The 23,232-nt window shown below is 57.6% G+C and carries 18 protein-coding genes; 10 read left to right on the forward strand and 8 right to left on the reverse strand.

Translation table 11 applies throughout. From position 1 onward, the window contains the following. Nucleotides 1-280: 280 nt before the first annotated feature. On the reverse strand, nucleotides 281-592 hold the full coding sequence (locus tag RX972_RS11920; protein ID WP_231668130.1) for a hypothetical protein: 312 nt from the start codon (nucleotides 590-592) through the stop codon (nucleotides 281-283). 342 nt (nucleotides 593-934) lie between these two features. Here RX972_RS11920 and pstS point away from each other — a divergent pair, with 342 nt between their 5' ends. From pstS to pstB, 4 genes are all read left to right on the forward strand, one after another. Beyond that, complete coding sequence (pstS, locus tag RX972_RS11925; protein ID WP_099269981.1) at nucleotides 935-1,960, forward strand: phosphate ABC transporter substrate-binding protein PstS; 1,026 nt, start codon at nucleotides 935-937, stop codon at nucleotides 1,958-1,960. Between the two features lie 70 nt (nucleotides 1,961-2,030). Continuing rightward, nucleotides 2,031-3,026, forward strand: coding sequence for a phosphate ABC transporter permease subunit PstC (gene pstC / locus RX972_RS11930; protein ID WP_099269980.1), 996 nt, complete (start codon nucleotides 2,031-2,033; stop codon nucleotides 3,024-3,026). Continuing rightward, nucleotides 3,023-3,907 carry a phosphate ABC transporter permease PstA gene (gene pstA, locus RX972_RS11935; RefSeq protein WP_027900519.1) on the forward strand — a complete coding sequence of 295 codons (885 nt, stop codon included), beginning with the start codon at nucleotides 3,023-3,025 and terminating at the stop codon, nucleotides 3,905-3,907. The genes pstC and pstA overlap by 4 nt, the downstream gene beginning before the upstream one ends. Beyond that, nucleotides 3,907-4,686: a phosphate ABC transporter ATP-binding protein PstB gene (gene pstB / locus RX972_RS11940; protein WP_027900520.1), complete on the forward strand. Its 780-nt coding sequence runs from the start codon at nucleotides 3,907-3,909 to the stop codon at nucleotides 4,684-4,686. Before pstA ends, pstB begins: the two co-directional genes overlap by 1 nt. Nucleotides 4,687-4,696: 10 nt before the next feature. Here pstB and RX972_RS11945 read toward each other — a convergent pair whose 3' ends face one another. Next, nucleotides 4,697-5,623, reverse strand: coding sequence for a LysR substrate-binding domain-containing protein (locus tag RX972_RS11945; RefSeq protein WP_316875549.1), 927 nt, complete (start codon nucleotides 5,621-5,623; stop codon nucleotides 4,697-4,699). Between the two features lie 1,107 nt (nucleotides 5,624-6,730). Here RX972_RS11945 and RX972_RS11950 point away from each other — a divergent pair. Then, a complete protein-coding gene (locus RX972_RS11950) occupies nucleotides 6,731-7,531 on the forward strand; it encodes a glucose 1-dehydrogenase (RefSeq protein ID WP_316875551.1) in 801 nt (266 codons plus the stop codon). After that, nucleotides 7,524-9,350: a glycoside hydrolase family 15 protein gene (locus RX972_RS11955; RefSeq protein ID WP_316875553.1), complete on the forward strand. Its 1,827-nt coding sequence runs from the start codon at nucleotides 7,524-7,526 to the stop codon at nucleotides 9,348-9,350. Before RX972_RS11950 ends, RX972_RS11955 begins: the two co-directional genes overlap by 8 nt. 528 nt (nucleotides 9,351-9,878) lie before the next feature. On the opposite strand, the gene RX972_RS11960 is transcribed toward RX972_RS11955, so the two are convergent. Genes RX972_RS11960 through RX972_RS11980 form a run of 5 tightly spaced genes read right to left on the reverse strand, consistent with a single transcriptional unit; the run spans nucleotide 9,879 to nucleotide 15,841 of the window. Next, complete coding sequence (locus tag RX972_RS11960) at nucleotides 9,879-11,312, reverse strand: glycosyltransferase family 39 protein (RefSeq protein ID WP_316875555.1); 1,434 nt, start codon at nucleotides 11,310-11,312, stop codon at nucleotides 9,879-9,881. Between the two features lie 15 nt (nucleotides 11,313-11,327). Next, nucleotides 11,328-12,314 (reverse strand): lysylphosphatidylglycerol synthase transmembrane domain-containing protein, encoded by a 987-nt coding sequence (locus RX972_RS11965; RefSeq protein WP_316875557.1) that lies wholly within the window; start codon nucleotides 12,312-12,314, stop codon nucleotides 11,328-11,330. Further along, complete coding sequence (locus tag RX972_RS11970; RefSeq protein ID WP_316875559.1) at nucleotides 12,311-13,051, reverse strand: SDR family oxidoreductase; 741 nt, start codon at nucleotides 13,049-13,051, stop codon at nucleotides 12,311-12,313. Before RX972_RS11970 ends, RX972_RS11965 begins: the two co-directional genes overlap by 4 nt. A 13-nt stretch (nucleotides 13,052-13,064) precedes the next feature. Further along, the gene (locus tag RX972_RS11975) at nucleotides 13,065-14,381 is read right to left on the reverse strand and encodes an FAD-binding oxidoreductase (RefSeq protein ID WP_316875561.1); all 1,317 of its coding nucleotides are present in this window, start codon (nucleotides 14,379-14,381) and stop codon (nucleotides 13,065-13,067) included. Beyond that, a complete protein-coding gene (locus tag RX972_RS11980; protein ID WP_122706423.1) occupies nucleotides 14,378-15,841 on the reverse strand; it encodes a UbiA family prenyltransferase in 1,464 nt (487 codons plus the stop codon). Before RX972_RS11980 ends, RX972_RS11975 begins: the two co-directional genes overlap by 4 nt. A 450-nt stretch (nucleotides 15,842-16,291) precedes the next feature. Between RX972_RS11980 and norR the strand changes: the two genes are divergently transcribed. Together norR and RX972_RS11990 are read left to right on the forward strand one after the other, a co-directional pair. Then, nucleotides 16,292-17,848 (forward strand): nitric oxide reductase transcriptional regulator NorR, encoded by a 1,557-nt coding sequence (norR, locus tag RX972_RS11985; protein ID WP_316875564.1) that lies wholly within the window; start codon nucleotides 16,292-16,294, stop codon nucleotides 17,846-17,848. A gap of 158 nt (nucleotides 17,849-18,006) precedes the next feature. Continuing rightward, nucleotides 18,007-18,231, forward strand: a complete 225-nt coding sequence (locus RX972_RS11990; RefSeq protein ID WP_027900221.1) for a DUF6555 family protein — start codon at nucleotides 18,007-18,009, stop codon at nucleotides 18,229-18,231. Nucleotides 18,232-18,307: 76 nt separating this feature from the next. On the opposite strand, the gene RX972_RS11995 is transcribed toward RX972_RS11990, so the two are convergent. After that, a complete protein-coding gene (locus RX972_RS11995) occupies nucleotides 18,308-19,747 on the reverse strand; it encodes an MFS transporter (RefSeq protein ID WP_316875568.1) in 1,440 nt (479 codons plus the stop codon). Between the two features lie 556 nt (nucleotides 19,748-20,303). On the opposite strand from RX972_RS11995, the gene RX972_RS12000 reads away from it, so the two are divergent. Together RX972_RS12000 and RX972_RS12005 are read left to right on the forward strand one after the other, a co-directional pair. Further along, nucleotides 20,304-21,614 (forward strand): Nramp family divalent metal transporter, encoded by a 1,311-nt coding sequence (locus tag RX972_RS12000; RefSeq protein ID WP_316875666.1) that lies wholly within the window; start codon nucleotides 20,304-20,306, stop codon nucleotides 21,612-21,614. A 145-nt stretch (nucleotides 21,615-21,759) separates the two neighbouring features. Beyond that, the gene (locus RX972_RS12005) at nucleotides 21,760-23,232 is read left to right on the forward strand and encodes an MFS transporter (protein WP_316875570.1); all 1,473 of its coding nucleotides are present in this window, start codon (nucleotides 21,760-21,762) and stop codon (nucleotides 23,230-23,232) included.

Consider the following 23,232-nt stretch of genomic DNA (forward strand, 5'->3'; position numbering starts at 1 on the left):
TTATACATAGATGCAACCGGGTAGCAGTGTTCAAAAGCAGGTTGAATGTAGGGGCGAGTCCATACATAGGACCGGCTTTAGCCGGGAGGACGTCGGTACATTCGCCTTGCTTCTTTCGTCAGGGGCATTGCCCTCCCGGATAAAGCCGGTCCTACGGCCCCTTCGTTTGCTACGGGCCAGCGCGGCGTCTGGACGACGGCCGCGCTCCTTTAGACCTATAGAAAAGGCATTTCAATTCAAGTAACGGGCTATGCCTAAACAGACATTTGCGCAAGCCGGATCACTTACTGCCGCTCGACCCACCTTCGCCACCGCCACTGCCGCCACCACTGCCGCCCATACCCTGGTCATTCTTCATCCCGCCGCCTTCAGCGCCGCCTTTCTGCGGTTCAGGGTCCATGCCTTTGGTGCCAGGGCTTGTACCTTCTGCGCCAGATGAACTGCCATCGGTGTTTTTCTTCAAGACAGGAGGCGGGGTCTTGGCCGAGCCATCCACGGGATTGGTCGGGCCCGTGGAGCCAGCCATGGCCGCGCCGGTCGCCACTGTCATAAGGCTGGCCAGCGCCAGGGCCGTTAATCTGGACTTGTTCATGAGATGCGTCTCCATTGTTGTTAGGGGGTTACTTGCATTGGTGCACGGGGTCGTGAAATAGGTGCCGAAAGCCCCGACCAATGGCGTATCGCTCCTCAGTTATAAGAATGGTGGCGTAGAGCTAGTAGCGGGGCAGGTATGCCTTGAAAACCCTTGAACCCTTGATTTTATTGCGCGAAACCCCCTTTCTTAGGGTTTTTCTTGTAAGCCAAAACGTACATGAAAGGACTCTGAAAGACACAACTCGACTGATTGTCATGAAACCGCAACATTCAGAGGATTAAATCCGCATCGGGCCTTCCCATGGACGGGCCACCAAATTTCCCTTGTTGAGGTATCGCCGTGATTCTGCTGACTAAAAAACGCTTGTCGGTTCTGCTCGCTTCGATGTGCCTGAGTGGTATGGCTCATGCGGTAGACGTAACAGGCGCTGGTTCGAGTTTCGTCTTCCCGGTTATCTCCGCGTGGTCGCAGAATTACAGTAAGTCTGCCGACAACCGCATCAACTACCAGTCGATCGGTTCCGGCGGCGGTATCGCTCAAATCAAGGCCGCGACCGTTGACTTCGGCGCATCCGATGCTCCTCTGTCTGCCGAAGACCTTGAGAAAGGCGGCTTGGGTCAATTCCCGAGCGTGATCGGCGGTATCGTGCCAATCATCAACGTTGAAGGCATCGAGCCAGGCCAGCTGAAACTGGACGGCCCGGTACTGGCCAAAATCTTCATGGGTGAAATCAAGAAGTGGAACGATCCAGCCATCGTTGCCTTGAACCCTGAGCTGAAAGACAAGCTGAAAGACCAGGCCATCACCGTTGTTCACCGTTCGGACGGTTCGGGTACTTCTTACAACTTCACCAACTACCTGAGCAAAGTCAGCCCGGAGTGGAACGAGAAGCTGAAGTTCGGTTCGACCGTTCAATGGCCAGCCGGTGTAGGTGGCAAGGGTAGCGAAGGCGTTTCTGCCTACGTGAAGCAGATCAAAGGTTCGATCGGCTACGTTGAGCACTCCTACGCTGAAACCAACAAACTGTCTTACACCCAGTTGAAGAATGCCGCTGGCAAGTTCATCAAGCCAGACGCCAAAGCCTTCGCTGCCGCAGCTGACACTGCCGACTGGAACAGCGTTAAAGACTTCAACCTGATCATGACCAACGCCCCGGGTGAAACCGCTTGGCCGATCACCGCGACGACCTGGATCATCATGTACAAGAAGGCCAAGAACGCAGAGCAAAGCGCTGCTGCTTTTGACTTCTTCAAGTGGTCCCTGGAAAACGGTCAGAAACAAGCTGAAGACCTGTCCTACGTAGCACTGCCGAAAGCCTTGGTCACCAAGGTTGAGGACTACTGGAAAACCGAGTTCACCAAGTAATTCGACGTTTCTCCGGCTCACCCCTGTCATCGTGAAGCGATGACAGGGTTTCTTTGCGAGTGGACCCAAGATGACTGAAAACACCCAATATTTGTCCGCTGCGATCCCTGCTTCCGTCTCCGAGGGTGAGCGCCGAGCGGCTCGCGATCAGCGTCATGATCGCTGGTTCAAGCGCACCATGGGCGGTGCTGCAATGCTGGTTCTGGCATTGCTCGGCTGTATCGCACTTTCGACCTTGTGGGGCGGCAGCCTTGCATTCCAGACGTTCGGTTTTGGCTTTCTGACCAGCACCGAGTGGAACGTGGTCGATGGCAAGTTTGGCGCACTGGTGCCGATCTACGGTACTTTGGTGACCTCCTTTCTGGCTTTGCTGATTGCCGTTCCGGTGAGCTTCGGCATCGCGATTTTCCTGACTGAAGTAGCGCCGCCCTGGTTGCGCCTGCCGATCTCTTCGGCTATCGAACTGCTGGCGGGTATTCCTTCGATCATCTACGGCATGTGGGGCCTGTTCGTATTCGGTCCTTACATGGCTGAACATATCGCACCGTGGATCAATGAGAACCTGGGCGAACTGCCCTTTATCGGCCCGATGTTCCAAGGGCCGCCATTGGGTATCGGCATGCTCACCGCCGGCATCGTGCTGGCGATCATGATCACGCCGTTCATTACCTCGGTCATGGTCGAAGTCTTCAAAAGTGTACCTACCACCCTTAAAGAGTCCGCGTACGCGTTGGGCGGCACGACCTGGGAAGTGGTCTGGGACATCGTTCTGCCCTACACCCGTTCCGCGGTAGTCGGCGGCATCTTCCTCGGACTTGGTCGCGCACTGGGTGAAACCATGGCTGTGACGTTCGTGTTGGGTAACTCCCACCAGTTCTCGGCGTCGCTGATGATGCCAAGCAGTTCGATTGCTTCGGTGATCGCCAACGAGTTCAACGAGGCATACACCGACCTGCATCGCTCGTCGCTGATTGCCCTGGGCTTCCTGCTGTTCGTAGTGACCTTCATCGTGCTGGCCCTGGCTCGCATCATGCTGTCGCGTCTGTCCCGCAAGGAGGGGTTATGAGTAAGGATGTGACTGGCAACGAGAGCCTGTATCGGGTTCGCGACCTCAAGAACAAGGCTGCCATGGTTCTCAGTTGCGCTGCGACGGCCTTCGGCCTGTTGTGGCTGGTGTGGATCCTGCTGACCACCATCATCAACGGTGTGGATGCCTTGAACCTGCGACTGTTCAGCGGCATGACGCCACCGCCAGGTGTTGAAGGCGGTCTGGCGAACGCCTTTTACGGCAGCGTGCTGATGTCCGGTATCGGCCTGTTGATCGGTACGCCGATTGGCCTGATGGCTGGCGTGTGGCTGGCTGAATTCGCCCGTTACTCGAAACTGGGCAACGCGGTGCGCTTCGTCAACGACATTCTGCTGTCTGCACCGTCGATCGTCCTGGGTCTGTTTGTGTACACCGCGGTGATCCTGCCACTCAATGAGTGGACCGATCACAAAGTGGGCTTCTCGGCGATTGCCGGTGCGCTGGCCCTGGCGTTGTTGGTGATCCCGGTGGTGGTTCGCACCACTGATGAAATGCTTCAACTGCAGCCATCAACCATGCGCGAAGCCGCGCTGGCCCTGGGTGTGCCGCAATGGAAACTGACCCTGCAGATCGTACTGCGTGCCGCCAAAGCCGGTGTGGTAACAGGCGTCCTGCTGGCGCTGGCCCGTATCACCGGCGAAACCGCGCCGCTGTTGTTCACCGCATTTGGCAACCAGTTCTGGAGCAGCGATCTGCTCAAGCCGATGGCCAGCGTACCGGTCGTGGTGTTCCAGTACGCCATGAGCCCATTTGACGATTGGCACTCTCTGGCCTGGGCAGGCGCCCTGGTTATGACACTGTTCGTGCTGGTCCTCAGCCTCGCTTCCCGCTTAATTCTTTTGCGCAATAGGGCGTCTTGATGAATAACCTTTCCCTTGCCAATGAAAAAACCAAGATTCAAGTTCGTGGTCTGGAGTTTTTCTACAACGAACAGAAGTCGCTGAAATCCATCGACATGATCATCCCGGAAAAGCGCATCACCGCGATCATTGGTCCGTCGGGTTGCGGCAAGTCGACCCTGCTGCGCGTGTTCAACCGTATCTACGCGATGTACCCGAAGCAGGAAGCGAAAGGTGAAGTGCTGCTCAACGGCGAGAACATCCTGGCACCGGGCTACTCGATGAACCGCCTGCGCAGCCACGTGGGCATGGTGTTCCAGAAGCCTGTGCCGTTCCCGATGTCGATCTACGACAACATCTCCTACGCCATCAAACACCACGAAAAGCTGTCGCGTCGTGAAATGGAAGATCGCGTGGAAGAGGCACTGCGCGGCGCGGCGTTGTGGGACGAAGTCAAAGACAAACTCAACAAAAGCGCCACCGGGTTGTCCGGTGGTCAGCAGCAGCGTCTGTGCATCGCCCGCACCATCGCGCTGCGTCCGCAAGTGTTGTTGCTCGATGAGCCGACTTCAGCCCTCGACCCGATTTCCACTGGCCGTATCGAGCAACTGATTACTGAACTCAAAGAGCAATTCACGGTAATCATCGTGACTCACAACATGCAGCAGGCGGCACGTTGCTCGGACTACACCGCTTTCATGTTCATGGGTGAACTGATCGAGCACGGCGACACCGACACCATCTTCACCAAGCCTTCGAAAAGCCAGACTGAAGACTACATCACCGGCCGTTTCGGCTGATTTTCCCTTCTCAAGGAATCGGGGATACCCTGTCGCGGTCTCCCATGAATTCTTCCAGTCTACTGCGCAGCCAGCGTTCAGCCGGGTCAGTATCCATGACGCTCAACCAGGTCATGGACAGCTCCAGATTAGGCGTGATGAAGGGCAGGGGTTCGCCATACAGCCTGCCGGTATTGATCATTGCCTGAGTCAGGTGATCCGGAAGATTGCACAGCAAATCGGTGCCCGCCATCAGCGCGGGCAGCGTGCTGTATTGCGGAACGGACAGCACGGCATGCCGCTTGCGGCCAATGGCATCGAGCCATTCATCGGCGAAGCTGCTGATATTGGCCACATGCGACACCACCACATGCGGGCGTGAGCAGTACTCGTCCAGCGTCATGGGCGTTGCCGACTTGTCGGCACGTACCACCATCGGCTGTATCGAGCGCAGCAGTTTGCGTTTGGCATTGGCAGGCAGTTCTCGTGTCAGGCACACGCCAACGGTCACTTCACCGGACATGAGCAGTTCCGAGATATTCCAGTAGTTGACCTGTTTGATGACGAGTACAACGCCGGGTGCTTCTTCACGAATCGCACGTAGCAGGGCGGGCATCAGGCTGTATTCGACGTCATCCGAAAGGCCGATTCGAAAGGTCATGTCGCTGCTTGCCGGATCGAACTCCCGGGTCAGGCTCAGGGCCACGGACATGGCGTCCAGCGCGGGGGACAGGTGGTGGATGATCTCTTGTGCTCTGGCGGTGGGTTCCATGCGATGGCCGACGCGTATGAACAGCGGATCATTGAACAGTGCCCGCAACCGGTTGAGGGCGGCGCTGATCGTTGGTTGGCCGAGGAAGAGTTTTTCGGCAGCGCGAGTGACGTTGCGCTCTTGCATCAAGGTTTCGAAAACCACCATCAGGTTGATGTCGGCCTTGCGCAGTTCGTTTCGATTCATTGGGCTGGCGATCCGGGAGGGCTTTTAGCGTTGTGGGGTCAAGCTATCAGTTACAGGTTGTAACGCTCAAGCTGCTTGTTGGGTTTGGGTTTGGGTGTATATCCGTTATTGCGGTTGCTGCTGATATTGGTTGCGCTTTTACAGCGCGTCACTTTTGGGGCCCAAAAGTAACCAAAAGGCCTTTACCCCACCACTCGGCACCTCGCTGGTGCTCGGTGTACCCGCCCGCAGATCCTGAACCGTAGGCCGCCGCAACGGGCCATCCATGGCCCAATGCGGCTAACCCGGCATCCTTGCCGGGTTACCCACGCTTCAGAATCTGCGTTCGGCCAGCGTGGTTTAACGGGGCGCCCAAGATCAAAATCAAAAGCGTGGCGGCCTGACAGCCGACCTGATGTGTGAATTTACCGGGCTTCTGTAGGAGCTGCCGAAGGCTGCGATGCGGTGTGTCAGATCAAGAATGAGTTGGTTGTTGGGACGTCTCGCGAACAAGTTCGCTCCTACCCAGACTGTGTGAAAACCCTCAGACAAAAACAAACTGCGCGCGCTCACGTGAAATCTTTAAAAGTTTGTGTGGGTCACAGACCTCAAACTCACGTAGGAGCGCGGTTTTTTGAGCGTTTTTTAGCCAGCTAATTGGCTCGTGAGGTTTTCACACAGCCTGTACCGGTCCGAGGCGATCCTGCCGTTTTTCGCTCTGCTTTTGATCTGCTCTGCTTTTGATCTTGATCTTAGGCGCCCCGTTAAACCACGCCGGCCGGAATTCGACATTGCTGCGTGGGGCAAACCGGCAGGGATGCCGGTTTAGCCGCCTCAGGCCATGGATGGCCGGTGGCGGCGGCCCCACGCAGCAATGTCGGATTACGGGCATGCCGAGCCTAGGCGAGGCACCAAGTGGTGGGGCAAGAGCCTTTTGCTTACTTTTGGGCTCCTTTCAAAAGTGAGGCGCTGTAAAAGCGCAACCAATACCAGCCGTTACCGCAATAACGGATATACACCCTAAGCCAAACAGAAACAGGCCATTACAACTCCACACCCATTCCCGCACTGAACTTCAACGAAGCCCCACCGGTCAGCTTTACATGCTGATCAAGAGGGCTCGAATCCATGCATATCTCACTGGAACACCAAGTCGCATTGGTCACCGGAGCCAGTTCCGGCCTCGGCGCAGGGGCTGCCAAAGCACTGGCAGCAGCAGGGGCGGCAGTCGTCGTCAACTACAACTCCCAGGCAGAACCCGCTGAAAAACTTGCGGAACAAATCATCGCCGCAGGTGGCAAAGCCATCGCCATTGGCGCTGACGTATCGAAGGAAGACGACGTCGAGCGCCTGTTCGCCCAAACCATCGAACACTTCGGCCGCCTCGACATTTTGCTGGCCAATTCCGGGCTGCAAAAAGATGCGTCCATCGTCGACATGACCCTCGCAGACTGGAACAAAGTCATCGACGTCAACCTCACCGGACAATTCCTCTGCGCACGGGCCGCGCTGCGACAGTTCATCAAGCAAGGCATGCGCCCCGACGTGTCCCGCGCCATGGGCAAGATCATTCACATGAGCTCGGTGCACCAGTTGATTCCCTGGGCGGGCCACGCCAATTACGCGGCTTCCAAAGGTGGTGTCGATCTGCTGATGCGCAGCATTGCTCAGGAAGTGGGGGAGCAACGCATCCGCGTCAACAGCATTGCACCCGGTGCGATTCGCACCGCAATCAACAAAGACGCCATGGCGGGCGACAAAGAAGAAAAGCTCCTGAAACTCATCCCCTATGGCCGGGTCGGTGAAGCCGAAGACGTAGCCAACGCAGTGGTGTGGCTCGCTTCGGACCTGTCCGACTACGTGCATGGCACCACCTTGTTTATCGACGGCGGCATGAGCCTGTATCCGGAGTTTCGAGACAATGGCTGACTTCCCGGAAGAACCGCAAAACGCAATTGAAAACCACGGGATTATCGGTGACATGCGCAGCGCCGCATTGGTGGCCGATACGGGTAGCATCGACTTTTGTTGTTGGCCGGATTTCGACAGCCCGTCGATCTTCAGTGCGCTGCTGGACACCAACAAAGCCGGTATCTTTAAGCTGGCACCGGATCTTCCCAATGCGCGTCGTCAGCAGATTTACCTGCCCGAGACCAACGTGCTGCAGACGCGCTGGATCGATGAAGACGCGGTGGTGGAAGTCACTGATCTGATGCCGATTGGCGACAATGTCGATGACTTGCCGCGCGTTGTACGCCGCGTCGAGCTGCGCTTTGGTGCGGCGACCATTCGCATGCAGTGCCGGGTACGAATGGATTACAGCCGCGCCGAAACGGTGGCGAAGCTGGACGGCGAAGACGTCTGTTTCGAGGCTTCCGGTCAGCCGGGCATGCGCCTGTCAGCGAATGTGCCGATGCAAATCGATGAGCAGGCAGCCACTGCCGAGTTCACCCTGAAGAAAGGCGAGTTCGTTGAGTTCATTCTCGGCGGTATTGACGATCCTCAGGTCAGCGCCGGGCAATGCCAGCAATATTTCACCGACACCCTGGCGTTCTGGCGGCGCTGGAGTAATCAGTCGTCTTACCGCGGCCGTTGGCAGGAAATGGTCAACCGCTCGGCGCTGGCCCTCAAGCTGCTCACCTCGCGCAAGCACGGCGGCATTGTGGCTGCGGCGACGTATGGCCTGCCGGAAACGCCGGGCGGCGAGCGCAACTGGGATTATCGCTACAGCTGGATTCGTGATGCCTCTTTCACGGTGTACGCCTTCATGCGGCTGGGGCACACCGATGAAGCCAACGACTTCATGCGCTGGGTGCGAGGTCGTCTGGGGGACTGTGTCGAGGAGTCAAACAAACTCGGCATCCTTTACAGCCTCGACGGCCGAGAAGAATCGCCTGAAGAGCATCTTGATCATTTCACGGGCTATGGCGGCGCGTTACCGGTGCGTATCGGCAACGAGGCGTACAAACAGACTCAGCTGGACATCTACGGCGAGCTGATGGATGCCGTGTACCTGGCCAACAAGTATGGCGAAGCGATCTCTTACGAAGGGTGGAAACATGCGACCCGGCAGGTGGATTATGTCTGCGAGCACTGGCGCGACAAGGATGTTGGGATCTGGGAAATGCGCGGTGACGATCAGCATTTTCTGCATTCCCGGCTGATGTGCTGGGTGGCACTGGATCGCGCATTGCGTCTGGCGTTCAAGCGTTCGTTGCCCGCGCCTTTTGATCGTTGGGACAAGGAGCGTCAAGCCATCCATGACGACATCTGGAATAACTTCTGGAACGCCGACCTGGGCCACTTCGTGCAGCACAAAGGCAGCCGCAACCTGGATGCATCGATGTTACTCATGCCATTGGTGCGTTTCGTCGGGGCCAGCGATCCGCGCTGGCTGGCGACCCTCGATGCTATTGAAGCCACCCTGGTACGCGATGGCATGGTTTATCGCTATCGCAACGACGATGACCATGACGACGGGTTGGCGGGTGAAGAGGGTGCATTTACCGCGTGCTCGTTCTGGTACGTGGAATGTCTGGCCCGCGCCGGGCGTGTGGAACAGGCGCATCTGGAGTTTGAGCAATTGTTGCGCTACGCCAACCCTTTGGGACTCTACGCCGAAGAGTTCGACACCCATGGGCACCATCTGGGCAACACCCCGCAGGCTTTGAGTCACCTGGCATTGATCAGCGCGGCGAGCTTCCTGGATCGCAAGCTCGATGGTGCCAAGACGCTTTGGCAGCCTTGATGGGGTGGAATGCTTTTCCCTGTGGGAGCCGGGCTTGCCCGCGATACATGAGACTTAGTCAGAAGTCATACCACGTCATCGTTTACCGCGAGCAAGCTCAGCTCCTGTCGAAAAAATATTCGACTATCTGATTTGGAATGTTTTTTTACCTGTAGGAGCGCGCTTGCCCGCGATAGCGTCAGCGCAGCCGATACTTTTATCGACTGACAGGCCGAATCGCGGGCAAGCGCGCTCCTACACAGACTGTTTGAAAACTACTGCAGGCTGGGCACCTTCGGTGCTACGCGCACAATACTGCGTTAAAAACAGGCGAAAAATGCTCATTTAGAACACCTAGACTCCGCTTTTTCGCCTGTTTTTGCCTTGTCTTGCCGTCGCTCGCTACGTTTTCACACAGTCTGTACAGGTCCTGTGTTCGTTGCGCGACAGCGCGGTGCCTTCGCGACGGGGCGACTCCCGCAGGTTCTGCTGCACTCAGTAGGGCCTGCTTTAGCCAAATGGATAGCATTCCCAATCAGTGTGTAGGCGCTAGCGACTCTGCAACGCATACCCCACCACAGCATCTTCCAGCAGGAAGCGCTCACCGATCATTGCGCAGTAGCTCATTCGGGTGAGGAATGCGCCGTGGCCCGTGAGGAACACATTGATGTCCTTCACTTCCTCACACATTTCCAGCGTACGGCCTTGCAATGCGCCGCTGGCCTGAGCCGAGCGAAGGGCGCCCATGGGGGTCCAGTCGGCGATGATCAGGGCACCCTGCGGGGCAGTCTTTTCATACGCGCCAACGAACTGTTCAGCCGAACGATCCGGCAGATAGGGCGCCATGAAGTAGTGGATGTCGTCACGGAACGGGAGCGATTCACTGTGCACCGGCAAACGGATAATGCCCGTCGCGTACAGCGAGTAAACCAGCAAAATAGCGAACGGCGAGCTGAGCACTGAGAGGTGCAGCGCCGGTTGCCGACTGCAATCGGTCGACAGCAGGTGGCTTAGCCTTATCACGCCAAGGATGCACAGCAGCGCTACGCCAGGCAGAAAAAACGTGAAGCGATCGGTGACGTTGTAAGACACGGCGAAAACAAGATTCAGCGCTGCGGCACACCACAGCAAACGCAAACGGTTGTCTTTGGGAAACAGAATCAGCCCCAGCAACTGAGGGCCTATCAGCGATAACAGCAGAATGAACACCGAGTTCTTTTCGTGCCACATGTCATCGAAGCGGAACAGACTGCCTTCCCAGTTGGGCGTTTGCGCTCGTACTGAAGAACCCGTCAGGTAGCGATGGGCAATGTCGATCAGGCTCATGCCCGATTGCAGGTCGTGGGTAATCGCCGGGAACGCTACTGAAAAACCGAGGATGAAACCCGGAATGGTTACCCAGGTGCGCAGCTTGTGCTGATAGAGCAACTGCAAGTAGAGGGGCAGCAGAACCACGAAAGTCAGTTGATGGACAGCCGCGCCGAGGCCGGTCAGCAGGCCGATGATCAGCAATTTGCCGAGGTCACCAAAGCGTGACTTCTGTTTCAGATGAACCTGATAGGCCAGCAACACGAACAGCGAATGGAGGATGTAGACCTCAGCCTTGGTCGATACCCAGAAAACCCCGTGAGCCAGAATGGTTGCTGCGGCTGCCAACAGGCCCTGGCGCTGACTGGCACCCACATTCACTGCCAGTGAGTAAATGATCCACGCCAGCGGCAGCAGCAGAATGGAATTGAGCAGGCTCAACAAGTGAGGCCCGAACAGATCGAATACCAGGGTGTTGATGAACTGGTAGAGCGGATGATCCAGCGGTCCGAGGGACTGACTGAAGTAATGCCCCTGAGAAGCTTCGGCGAGGAATACGCCATTATCCATCCACTGGATAGGACCGCTTGAGGCGAAAAAACTGGCAGCTATGGCCCCACATAGCACTAACAACGCAACTGCATTCGAAGACTGACGTTGACTTCCCTGAACCATCGAGTAGCTCCTCTGCTAATCCGGGGTTGGTTGTTCGATTGAGGTGCTGCCCTGCGTATTGGCCTCCTTTAGCTGCAGCAGCATCACGGCACCGATGCCTACGGCAAACCATAAGGTCGCGAGGCGGATCAGCACGGTGGCGGCAATCGCGTCTGCGCTGGACATGCCTTTCCAGACCAGCAGGCCGACCATCACTGCTTCGGCACCGCCCAGTCCGCCGGGCATGAAACTGATCGCCCCGGCGAGCATGGCCAGTGCATAAACGAACACCGCGAAGGTCAGCTCGATGTCGGCACCCATCCAGTTGAGGATCCAGTGAAACGCCAGCGCTTCAGCGCTCCAGGCCACGACGCTAATGGACGTCACGCCCAGCAGCAGGTCCAGGCGATGGCAGCGCTGTGCCGCCAGCAGCACGTCGAGCAAATGGCGACCAAGACCGAGCAGTTTTCCGCCTCCCGCAGGTATCGCGGCAGCGATTCTTTCCAGTAGACGACGCTGGGAAAGCACCAGCAAGCCGATCCCCACGAGCACCATTCCCACCACAATCATGGGGCGTGAGTCCGGGTACAGCGACAGGCCAAACAGGGTCAGCAGCACCACCGCAAACAGGTCCGACAAACGCTCACTGAAAAACGCCGCGAAGCTTTGTGGCCAGGGCACGCCCCAACGTTTGAGCAATACCCCGCGCAGCGCTTCACCGGCTTTGCCCGGTGTGGTGGTCAGGGCAAACCCTGCCAGATAAATCTTCAGGCTGGGCCGCCACGGCACAGGATGACCGAGTACGTTCAGGTAGGTCTGCCAGCGCAAAAAGCGCAGGCCATAGTTGGCGGCGGACATCAGCAGCGCGATGGCAATGCCGATCAAACCCACTTCGCCCACCGCCTTGCTGACCGCCTCCCAGCCGCCCCACAGAGAAAATCCCAGGTAACCCAGCGCGGAAACCACCACAGACAAAACCACCGCGCGATAACGCCAGCCCGAGAGCAACAGCGCTTCGTTCACAGGTTCAGCCTCTTGAACAACGGCTGCGGGATCGAGCGGATGACCAGCATGATCAGCGCCCAGAAGCCTGGCGTATAAAGGGTCGGTGCCTTGCGGGCGATCCCGGAGACGATGCGCTCCGCCACCTGTTGCGGCTGCGCCAGGAGTGCTGCGGGCAGCGACAGGCCCTGGGTCATGGGCGTATCGACAAATCCCGGCTTGATGGTCAAGACGTGCACTCCGACCTTGAACAGGCGCGCCTGCAAACCTTCGCTGAACGTGGACACGGCAGCTTTGGCCGAACCATACAGGTAATTGGAAGGGCGGCCGCGATCACCTGCGACCGACGAGATGACGGCCAGACTGCCGCATCGCTGAATTTCGAACTGATTGGCCAGCAAGGTCAGCAAGGCGATGACCGAGGTACCGTTATTGGCGAACTCCTGCAACGCGACACGGACATCCTGCTCGCAGACCTTTTGATCGGGCAGGGTGCCGTGGGCGATCAATGCGACATCAATTTGCCCCAGCGCCAGCAAACAACTGTGCAGCATGGCTGGATGGGCTGCGATATCCGTCGCGTCCATCTCGTGCAGGCTGATCGCTCTGGCGCCACGACCCTTGAGGTCGGCGGCGGTCTGTTCCAGCTTGTCGCCGTTACGTGCCACCAGAAAGAACTCGCTGCCTTCACTGGCCCACAGTCGCGCGCAGGCGGTGGCGATGGCCGAGGTAGCGCCGATGATCAACACTCGTTTCATAAGAAGCCTCGTTTCATAAAATCACTCGTTTCCAGAAGCGCGACATCAGGGAGGGATCGCGCAGTGCTTCCAGTTGCTCCCAGGCGGGGTAGGCCTGGCGGAAATCACTGCCGCTCATATGCGCGTCCTTGGCCGGATAAAGGCGACCGCCCGCGGCCCGGACAATGGCGTCCAGACGCGGGAACAGGACGTGCTGCAAATCACTGCTGTTGGGGAAGTCCAGCGCCAGCGAGGTGCCGGGCAGGGGAAACGACAGCAGGCCGGGCGAGGCGATATCGCCGCAGCGCTTGAGCACTGCGAGAAAAGACCCCTGACCTGATTCAGCGATAGCCCCGAGCAGCTCGGTCATGGCCAGTTCGGCGCTGGCGTCGGGAATCACGCATTGGTACTGCTGAAAACCCTGGCGGCCGTAAATACGGTTCCAGTGCAGGATGCGATCCAGCGGGTAAAAGAATGGCTCGTAGGCGCTGCGTTTTGCGGTGCGCTTGCCTGGATGCGCGCGCCAGTAAAGCGAGTTGAACGCTCGAAGCGACACGTTATTGATCAGCGATACGGGCGGTGTCAGGGGCATTTTCAGACGGCTGCCGTGTTCGACCTCAAGCGAGCCGTAGTGCGCATGATCACCGACGATGAACACGCCGCGCCCGGTATCGGCACCTTTGGCCAGGCAGTCGACCCACGCCACGCTGTATTCGTGTTGGTGATCCAGTTCGGCGCTCAGGCTGAAAAATTCGGCCAGATTGGCAAAGCGCACCACCGTGCTGTCGATCTGGCTGGAGCGTATGCGCATCAGTTGCAGGTCGGCCCAATTGATCACGCCGGTGAGGCCCAGACCGCCAATACTGGCGGTGAACAGTTGGGCATTTTCCAACGGCGAACAGATTCGCGCCGTCTCGCCGTGGCGCAACAGGCCGAAACGCAAGACGTGGTTGCCGAAGGTGCCACGCAGATGATGATTCTTGCCGTGCACGTCATTGGCGATGGCACCGCCAACCGTGGCGAACTGAGTGCCTGGCGTCACGGGCAAAAACCAGCCATTAGGGATTGCCGCAGCGAGGATCTCGGCCAGGGTGACGCCCGCTTCCACGCGGATTGTGCCGGTGTTCCAGTCGGCACGAATGAACCGGTCCAGCGCGCGCATGTGCAGCACTTGATCACTGGCTGCCAGGCAACTGTCACCATAGCTGCGCCCGTTACCGTAAGGCAGGCTGGTCTGGTGCCGTTCAATGACGTTGCGCATGTGGTCAGTGAGGCCGTCGATCCACGGACAGGCATGTCCGTGCTGCGCCGTTTGCGGGTAGCGGCCCCAGGAATACAAGGGTTCAGTCATGCGGCAATCCAGAACACAAGAACGAAGAGGGCGCCGATCACCTGACTCATGCGGTCGCGAATCGCAAACACCACCGGGTCATCGTTCATCAGGCCGCGATGAGTGAGCATCCAGACCCTGGTGATCCAGAACAGCAGCAACGGGCAGGTCAGCCAGATCACATGGGGGTGGCCGTACATCGCGACCGTTGAGCCTTCGTGGATGTAGAGCGCCAGAACCATCACTGCCAGATGGCCGGAGGACGCACCCAGTGCGGCGATCATGTCCAGGTCTCCGGGGTAGTAACCGCGGCCCCGTGCCTTGTCCATCAAGTCCTTGGCCCGGGCTTCGCGCAGCTCAGCGTAGCGCTTGACCAACGCGAGACTGAGGAACATGAACATCGAAAAAGCCAGAATCCAGAAGGTCAGGGGCAGGCTGAAGGCAGCAGCACCGGCGAGGATGCGGGCGGTGTAAAGCATCGCCAGGACGATCACGTCCAACACCATCTGCCGCTTCAAGCTCAGCGAGTAGGCCAGGGTCAACCCGTAATAAGCCGCAAGGACGGCCGAGAACTGCCAGGGCAACAGCAGGCCGGACCCGACAAATGCGCCGATCAACAACACGGGAACAATGATCAACCCGGACTTGATCGACAGCTTGCCGCTGGCGAACGGGCGCTTGCGTTTGCTCTGATGATGACGGTCATCAGCCAGGTCCAGCAGGTCATTGAGCACGTATACGCTGGAGGCACACAGGCCGAAGAACAAAAAGGCCAGGACGCCGTTTAGAAGAAGGTCTGCTCTGCCAAACTGATGCGCCGCGAGCAGGGGAACGAAGATCAGCGCGTTCTTCATCCACTGGTGCATGCGCAACGCTTTGCGCCAGTCGCGCAGGCTTGAGGTATTGGAATGGATGACGTTCTTGACGTTGCCTTGCGCCTTGGCTTTTTTCTCCACCCCCGATAAAGGATTGACCACGATGGCTTCGCGGGCTGCATCCCAGATGGGCAGATCGTCCATGGAGTTGCCGAGGTAATCGAAACCGTTCTGACCGTAATGGCCCACCAACAGGTCACGCTTGGTGTGAGCTGACAGGTTGCGGTCGGCGTTGGAGGCGACCACCAGATCGAACAACTGCAAGTGTTCGGCGATGCGTTTTGCCAGGCTGTCGTGGCTGGCAGTGGCCAGAACGATCATCCGCCCGGCAGCCCGCTCGGCTTCGATCAGCTCGATCACTTGCGGGTCGTAGGGCAATACCGTTACGTCAATCTGGGTATTGAGCGCCAAACCTTCTTTAAGCGCCGCTTTACCCTTTAACAACCATCCAAACAGTTTGAAGATTTGCAGCGGATGACTTCGAACGAACGTCATCGCGGTTTCCATCAACAAGTCGGACTGCAATAACGTGCCGTCGAGATCGACAACTAAGGGGAGGAAAGTTTGGGGAGTCGTTTGTTGAACTCTTCCCTGAATTCTGGCCATGTCGGTGCACTCCTGCCGGGGGTGAGCGCACTATGAAACGGAAGAGCGATTTCGCCACCTCAATAAAACTAAACAGGTGTGTTTATATCGCCAGTGGGCTGGCGTCAGAAACTACCCTGAGTTTGTAATGCTTGATAGATAGAGGCGGTGTTTCATCCGGATTACAACTTGGTGGATTTCAAAAGACCGGCCGCTCACTCCTGATAGCAGTCCACTGTTTCTGTAAGGCGTCGCAACGTATCGTCGAGTCGCTCGGTTTCTGTAGGAGCTGCCGAAGGCTGCGATTGCGGTGTGTCAGGACAAGATGCTTCGCAGCCTTCGGCAGCTCCTACAAAAAGGTGTATTCCAATTTAAAGGATTGCATTTGTTCGACAGAAACCTGATGGCAGCTGTCTATTCCGCAAAACTGCGAGTCATAATGACCACGTTTTCAGCCGATGGAACGCCGTCATGATGAGCAATCCGCTGTTGCGTGCCCTTGTGCCGTTGGTGGCAGACCTGAGCCGTGAGCTGCCCGACGAGGAGCGCTACCGCCGCCTGTTGAGTGCATTGCGAGAACTCTTGCCATGCGACGCGGTGGCCTTGCTCAAATTTGAAGACGATGTATTGATCCCTCTGGCGGTTGAAGGCCTGAGTGCAGACACCCTTGGACGGCGCTTTCGGGTTCAGGAGCATCCATGGCTGAAGATCCTGCTGGAAAACCCCGGACCGACGCGTTTCTCCGTGGACTGCGGGTTGCCCGACCCCTATGACGGATTGGTCGATGGCCATGATGGCCAGCTTGAGGTTCACGATTGCCTGGGATGCCCGCTTTATTTTCAGGGCAAGCCATGGGGGCTGATTACCCTCGATTCTCTGGAGTCGTCGAGTTTCGCTCAGGTCGACCTGGATAACCTCGAAGCCTTTGCCAGCCTGGCTGCCGCGACGGTGATCGCCAGTGAGCGAATCAACCAGTTGGCAAAAGGATTCGAAGACCAACGGCAATTGGCTGAGGTGTATAAACGTGCTGCCGGTGGGCGTGGGCCTCGCGAGTTGATTGGCCAGAGTGCGGTCCACAAGCGACTGCTCCAGGAAATCCAGTTAGTGGGCAATAGCCCGTTGTCGGTGCTGATCACGGGCGAAACCGGCGTCGGCAAGGAACTGGTCGCTGAAGCCATACATCTGGGTTCGCCTCGTGCGCACAAACCGCTCATCAGCCTTAACTGTGCGGCGCTGCCGGAAACGTTGGTGGAGAGCGAACTCTTCGGCCATGTCAAAGGGGCGTTTTCCGGGGCAGTAAGCGGGCGCAGCGGGAAATTTGAACTGGCAGATAACGGCACTATCTTTCTCGATGAAGTCGGCGAGTTGCCGTTGTCTGTGCAATCCAAGTTGCTGCGTGTATTGCAGAGCGGGCAGGTGCAGCGGGTTGGTTCTGATCAGGAGCATCATGTGGATGTGCGGATCATCGCCGCCACTAATCGTGATCTTGCCGAAGAAGTGCGCGCCGGTCGCTTTCGAGCCGACCTGTATCATCGGTTGAGCGTCTATCCACTATTGGTTCCGCCATTGCGCGAGCGTGGTCGCGATGTCCTGTTGCTGGCGGGTTACTTCCTCGAAGAAAACCGTGCCCGTATGGGCCTGCGCAGTTTGCGTCTCAGCACTGAGGCGCAGAAGCGGCTGCTGGGATATCACTGGCCAGGTAACGTGCGGGAGCTGGAGCATTTGATCAGTCGTGCAGTGCTCAAGTCGCTTTCGGCGGGTGCAGGGCGACCGCGTATTCTCACCATAGAAGCGCAAGCTTTGGGGCTGGAAAACGAAGCCGTTAGTGTGAGCACAAAACTACAAGAAGATAGGCTTTCACTCCCGCAGACCGGGGCTACATTGAAAGTGGCGGTGGACGCTTATCAGAAACACTTGATTGAACTGGCGCTTTTACGCCACGACGGCAAATGGGCCCAAGTGGCCCGGGAAATGGGTATTGATCGCGCGAACTTGAGCCGATTGGCCAGACGTCTGGGTATTCGCTAATCACTTTTTATGCGCCAGATCAAGCCTATGAGCGCATCAAATCGTGTAAAGCCGGACGAACTGTTATTGGTCGCGATTTGTGAAAAAAGAGTGAATTTTTTGGAAAGTCGGGAGGTCCTCTATTGCACTAAGCAAACCAACAAGGAGGCGCTGCCTGGATGTCACAGTACAAACATTACAGAATCGATTATTTGCTAAACGGCGCGTTCAAGTCTTTCTACATCAGTGCTGAGCACATGGATAATTCCGAAGCATGGCATCATGCCAGCGTTGATGCAGGGATTGCACGTATCCCCAAATATCGAACCGAAAAAGTCCCTCGCGTTTCTAAGCCTTACGCGGAACACTTCGGTATTACTAACGTGGAATGGCTGCAAAGTTGAAGACCCTGGCCGGCGTTGTCTGATCGACACGCCGGCCCGGTGCGCCTGCAATGGGCGCACCCTGTGGCCGCTGGAATCATCGGTGTGCAATGTTCTCCAGCGCCAGATTGCGGGTTTTTGGCCCGAACCTGCCAATGGTAATAATCACGATCAACATGCTACTGACGATAAACGCCAGAACCCCCGGTGTGCCGAATTGATCGAGAAAGAAACCGATCAACAAGCTGCTGAATACTGTCGACAGGCGGCTGAATGAATAGCAGAAACCTACGGCGCGGGCACGGATGTTGGTGGGAAACAATTCCCCTTGATACGAGTGATAGCTGAAGCTCAGCCATGCATTGCAGAAGGTGATCATCACCCCGCAAAAGACCAACCCTGCCGCTGAAGTCTGAAAGGCGAACAGCGTGCCGAAAATCATCGATCCCAATGCTGAACCGACGATCTGCCATTTGTTTTCAAAGCGGTTGGCGAACCTGACAAACAGCAGCGGGCCCAGCGGATAGGCGAGGGTGATGATGAACGCATAACCCAGACTATGAGTAACGCTGACGCCCTGACCGGACAGTAACGCCGGTAACCAGTTGCCGAAGCCGAAAAAACCGATGGCCTGGAAGACATGGAACACGATCAGCATCAACGCGCGACGACGATAAGGCGGCTGCCAGATGTCGGCGAAGCGGCCTTTGCCCGAGACGGCAACCACTTCCGGTTCCGGGACGTCCAGTGGCTTGCCATGGTCGCGTTCACAGCGTGCTTCGATGTCATCCATGATGCGTTCGGCTTCGTCAAAGCGCCCGTGTTGCGCCAGCCAGCGCGGCGACTCTGGCAAACGTGAGCGCAGCCACCAGATAAACAACGCAAACACCGCGCTGGCGAGCACGACCCAGCGCCAGCCGGAGATGCCGAATGGCGCTTGCGGCACCAGCCACCATGACATCAGCGCCACAGCGGGCACCGATAGAAACTGGATAAAGAAGGCAAATGCGAACGCCGAGCTGCGCATGCGTTTGGGCACCAGTTCTGACAGGTAAGCGTCGATGGTGACCAACTCGATCCCCAGACCAATCCCCACCAGAAACCGCATGCAGATAATGCCCAGTGCATCGGTCTGAATGCCCATCAATACGGTAGCGATGGTGTACCAGATCAACGCGAAGGTAAAAATCGCCCGACGACCAAATCGGTCGGCGATGGGGCTCAGCAGGCTGGCCCCCAGAAACAGGCCCAGAAAAGTCGCCGAGGCAAACGCAGCCTGATCGGAAAAGCCAAATACCCCTTGGGCACCCGTGGCAAAAATACCATCGCGCAGTAGGCCTGGGCTGATGTAAGCCGTCTGAAACAGATCATAAAGCTCGAAAAAACCACCGATAGACAGCAACGCCACCAGTTTCCAGACGGTAGCAACGGCGGGCAGACGGTCTATTCGAGCTGAGATCTGAGCGGCCCGGACCGTATCGAGACCGTCGACATTCGCATCGCCCGCCGAAGAGCTGGCGATAGTGGGGGTGGACATACGCAGGCTTCCATTTATTTTTGATGGATTATGGTAGCGGTTTTACAATTTGTAATGTTTGTTGGTTTTGGCTTGGTTTGGATTTTATTTGGTGGAAAGTTGCTGAAAAATTTAGTTTTTTGGTTTTTGAGACTTATTTCTAGAAGTTATCAGCTTGGATAAAGGCTTTGCAGATCATCCCGGAACCACCAGTTAGAACGCAGAAACAGTGGGCCTGCGATTGGGTTTACAGATTATCGCGGGCAAGCCCGGCTCCCACAGGTCCTGAGCAGTCCTTCAGATTTGCGTAGATCCTGTTGGAGCGTGGCTTGCCCGCGAAGAACGATAACGCTGAGCACCTGATTTGCCCGGTCGGCTGATTCGCGGGCAAGCCCGGCTCCCACAGGTCCTGGGCAGTCCTTCAGATTTGCGTAGATCCTGTTGGAGCGTGGCTTGCCCGCGAAGAACGATAACGCTGTGCACCTGATCTACCGGGTCGGCTGTATCAAGATATGTCACGAATCTTTAATATTGGATTTCCGCTCCGCTTCCAGTCTGGTTCCTTGTGAAGTTCAAACTGCCCACTACTGCCACCGCTCCGTTTTGCCCATCGGCTGTCACTGACAGCGTTGCCATTCCGGCCAATGCCTCCCTGGCGCGCAAGCTGCTGCTGTTCCTTGGCCCTGGCCTGCTGGTTTCCATTGGCTACATGGACCCCGGCAATTGGGCCACGGCCATCGAGGCGGGGTCGCGATTCGGTTACGCGCTGTTGTTCGTGGTGGTGCTGGCGAGTTTGTCCGGCATGGTCTTGCAAAATTTGTGTTCGCGATTGGGCATCGCCACCGGTAGAGACCTGGCGCAGTTATCCGCTTCGCGTTACAGCCCTGGTGTCGCCAAAGGGCAGTGGCTGCTGGCCGAGCTGTCGATTCTCGCCACTGACCTGGCTGAAGTGCTGGGCGCGGCCCTGGCGTTTCATCTCCTGCTAGGCGTGTCAATTACGACCGGTGTCGTCCTCACCGCTTTCGACACCGTGATCGTGCTGGCGCTGCAAGGTGCCAATTTCCGCCGACTGGAAGCCATCGTCCTGGGCTTGATCGCCACGATCGGGGCGTGCTTCACGGTAGAACTGGTGCTGATCAAACCGTTCTGGCCGGACGTCGCCGCAGGCCTGAAGCCCACCTGGGACGTACTGAGCAATCAGGAGCCGCTGTACCTGGCCATCGGTATTCTCGGCGCGACGGTCATGCCTCATAACCTCTACCTGCATTCGTCACTGGTGCAGACAAGGGTCAACGGTGACGATAACGCCAGCAAAGCCAGCGCAATCAAATTCGCGCGGCTGGACACCATTGCGTCCTTGAGTCTGGCGCTGTTGATCAACGCCGCGATCCTGATTCTCGCAGCGGCCGCGTTCCACAAGAGCGGGCACACCGATGTGGTGGAAATTCAGGACGCTTACCACCTGCTGGATCCTCTGGTGGGCGGTGCGGTGGCCAGCGTTTTGTTTGGCATTGCATTGTTGGCGGCGGGGCAGAGCTCGACGTTCACCGGCACCATCGCCGGGCAAGTCGTGCTCGAGGGCTTTCTGCAGGCGAAGATCCCGTGCTGGCAGCGTCGCTTGATTACCCGCGGTCTGGCTTTGATCCCGGCCTTGGCCGGGGTGATCTGGCTGGGCGACGGCGCGGTGGGCAAGATGCTGGTGCTCAGCCAGGTTGTGCTCAGCCTGCAACTTCCGTTCGCCCTGTGGCCGCTGATTCGCTTTACCAGTGACCGGCAATTGATGGGGCCCTTCGTCAATAGTCGTTTGGTGAAGATTGCGGCGTGGGGCCTGTTCGGCTTGATCTCGGCCGCGAATCTGACGTTGATGTGGTTCTGGGTGAATGGATAAAAGGGCTGAACTTTTATCCTGTAGGAGCTGCCGAAGGCTGCGAAAGCGTTATATCTGACACACCCTCTTCGCAGCCTTCGGCAGCTCCTACAATGACCTTGCTGATTGCGAATTGCCCTGTGTACTCCTAAAAATGGAGCGGCTATTGACCAGCACAGCTTCACTGACGCCTCCTGATGCAAGCCGCCAAGGCCAGATCTTCGAAACCGATCTCCCGGCACGGCTGGATCGTTTGCCTTGGGGCCGGTTTCATACCCTTCTGGTGTTCGCCCTCGGCATCACCTGGCTGCTCGACGGTCTTGAAGTGACCCTGGCAGGTTCGGTGTCCGGCGCGCTGAAAAGCAGTCCGGCGCTGCAGATGTCCAACAGCGACATCGGACTGGCAGGGGCTGTGTACATTGCCGGGGCGGTACTGGGCGCGCTGTTGTTCGGCTGGCTGACGGACCGTCTAGGGCGACGCAAACTGTTCTTCATTACCTTGCTGCTCTATGTCGGTGCCACGGCGGCAACTGCGTTCTCATTCAGTCTGGGCAGCTTCCTGCTGTTCCGTTTTCTTACGGGGATGGGGATTGGCGGGGAGTACACCGCAATCAATTCGACCATCCAGGAATTCACCCCGGCGCGTTACCGAGGCTGGGTCGATCTGACCATCAACGGCACGTTCTGGCTCGGTGCAGCCTTGGGCGCTGTTGGTTCGATCGTGTTGCTGGATCCGCAGTGGGTTGGCGGCGACCTCGGTTGGCGCCTCTGTTTCGGGATAGGCGCGGCATTGGGTCTGCTGATTTTGTTCATGCGCCTGTGGTTGCCGGAAAGTCCGCGCTGGCTGTTGATTCACGGGCAAACCGCAGAGGCGACACGCATTGTTGAGCAGATCGAGAACCGGCTTCGCGCTCAAGGCCACGAACTTGCGCCGTTAACGGGTAAGCCTTTGCGGCTGCACGCCCGGGATCACACGCCCATCAGGGAAATCTTCCACACCCTGTTTGTCAGCTTCCGCCAGCGAGCCCTGGTGGGCATGACGTTGCTCACCGCTCAGGCGTTTTTCTATAACGCGATCTTTTTCACCTACGCGCTGGTGCTCACCGATTTCTACAACGTGCCCGCCGAGCAAGTCGGCTGGTACGTATTGCCGCTCGCGTTGGGTAATTTCTGCGGTCCGCTGTTGCTGGGGCGGCTGTTCGATGTGATAGGCCGGCGAGTGATGATCAGCCTGACTTACGCAGTGTCTGGTGTGTTACTGGCCATCAGCGGCTATCTGTTCCAGCAGGGTTTGCTCGACGTCACCCAGCAAGCGGTGGCCTGGATGGTGATTTTCTTTTTCGCTTCGGCGGCGGCGAGCTCGGCGTATCTGACCGTGGCGGAAACCTTCCCATTGGAGATTCGCGCCCTCGCGATCGCGGTGTTTTACGCGTTCGGCACCGGCCTGGGCGGGATCATCGGGCCGACACTGTTCGGTGAGCTGATTCAGACTCAGGACCGCAGCAATGTGCTGATCGGCTACCTGATCGGTGCAGCGCTGATGCTGATTGCTGCGGGGGTGCAGGCTGTCTGGGGCGTAGCGGCGGAGCGCAAGTCGCTGGAGGATGTCGCCCGGCCGTTATCCCAGGCCAAAGACTGA

Origin of the sequence: Pseudomonas syringae group sp. J309-1, from assembly GCF_032582135.1 — a bacterium.
GTDB lineage: Bacteria > Pseudomonadota > Gammaproteobacteria > Pseudomonadales > Pseudomonadaceae > Aquipseudomonas > Aquipseudomonas quasicaspiana.

What these genes read in the sequence shown, in the direction of transcription:
- RX972_RS11920 (WP_231668130.1), bottom strand. Translation starts at nt 592, where the DNA reads ATGAACAAGTCCAGATTAACGGCCCTGGCGCTGGCCAGCCTTATGACA.
- pstC (WP_099269980.1), top strand. Translation starts at nt 2,031, where the DNA reads ATGACTGAAAACACCCAATATTTGTCCGCTGCGATCCCTGCTTCCGTC.
- pstA (WP_027900519.1), top strand. Translation starts at nt 3,023, where the DNA reads ATGAGTAAGGATGTGACTGGCAACGAGAGCCTGTATCGGGTTCGCGAC.
- pstB (WP_027900520.1), top strand. Translation starts at nt 3,907, where the DNA reads ATGAATAACCTTTCCCTTGCCAATGAAAAAACCAAGATTCAAGTTCGT.
- RX972_RS11945 (WP_316875549.1), bottom strand. Translation starts at nt 5,623, where the DNA reads ATGAATCGAAACGAACTGCGCAAGGCCGACATCAACCTGATGGTGGTT.
- RX972_RS11950 (WP_316875551.1), top strand. Translation starts at nt 6,731, where the DNA reads ATGCATATCTCACTGGAACACCAAGTCGCATTGGTCACCGGAGCCAGT.
- RX972_RS11955 (WP_316875553.1), top strand. Translation starts at nt 7,524, where the DNA reads ATGGCTGACTTCCCGGAAGAACCGCAAAACGCAATTGAAAACCACGGG.
- RX972_RS11960 (WP_316875555.1), bottom strand. Translation starts at nt 11,312, where the DNA reads ATGGTTCAGGGAAGTCAACGTCAGTCTTCGAATGCAGTTGCGTTGTTA.
- RX972_RS11970 (WP_316875559.1), bottom strand. Translation starts at nt 13,051, where the DNA reads ATGAAACGAGTGTTGATCATCGGCGCTACCTCGGCCATCGCCACCGCC.
- RX972_RS11975 (WP_316875561.1), bottom strand. Translation starts at nt 14,381, where the DNA reads ATGACTGAACCCTTGTATTCCTGGGGCCGCTACCCGCAAACGGCGCAG.
- RX972_RS11980 (WP_122706423.1), bottom strand. Translation starts at nt 15,841, where the DNA reads ATGGCCAGAATTCAGGGAAGAGTTCAACAAACGACTCCCCAAACTTTC.
- norR (WP_316875564.1), top strand. Translation starts at nt 16,292, where the DNA reads ATGATGAGCAATCCGCTGTTGCGTGCCCTTGTGCCGTTGGTGGCAGAC.
- RX972_RS11990 (WP_027900221.1), top strand. Translation starts at nt 18,007, where the DNA reads ATGTCACAGTACAAACATTACAGAATCGATTATTTGCTAAACGGCGCG.
- RX972_RS11995 (WP_316875568.1), bottom strand. Translation starts at nt 19,747, where the DNA reads ATGTCCACCCCCACTATCGCCAGCTCTTCGGCGGGCGATGCGAATGTC.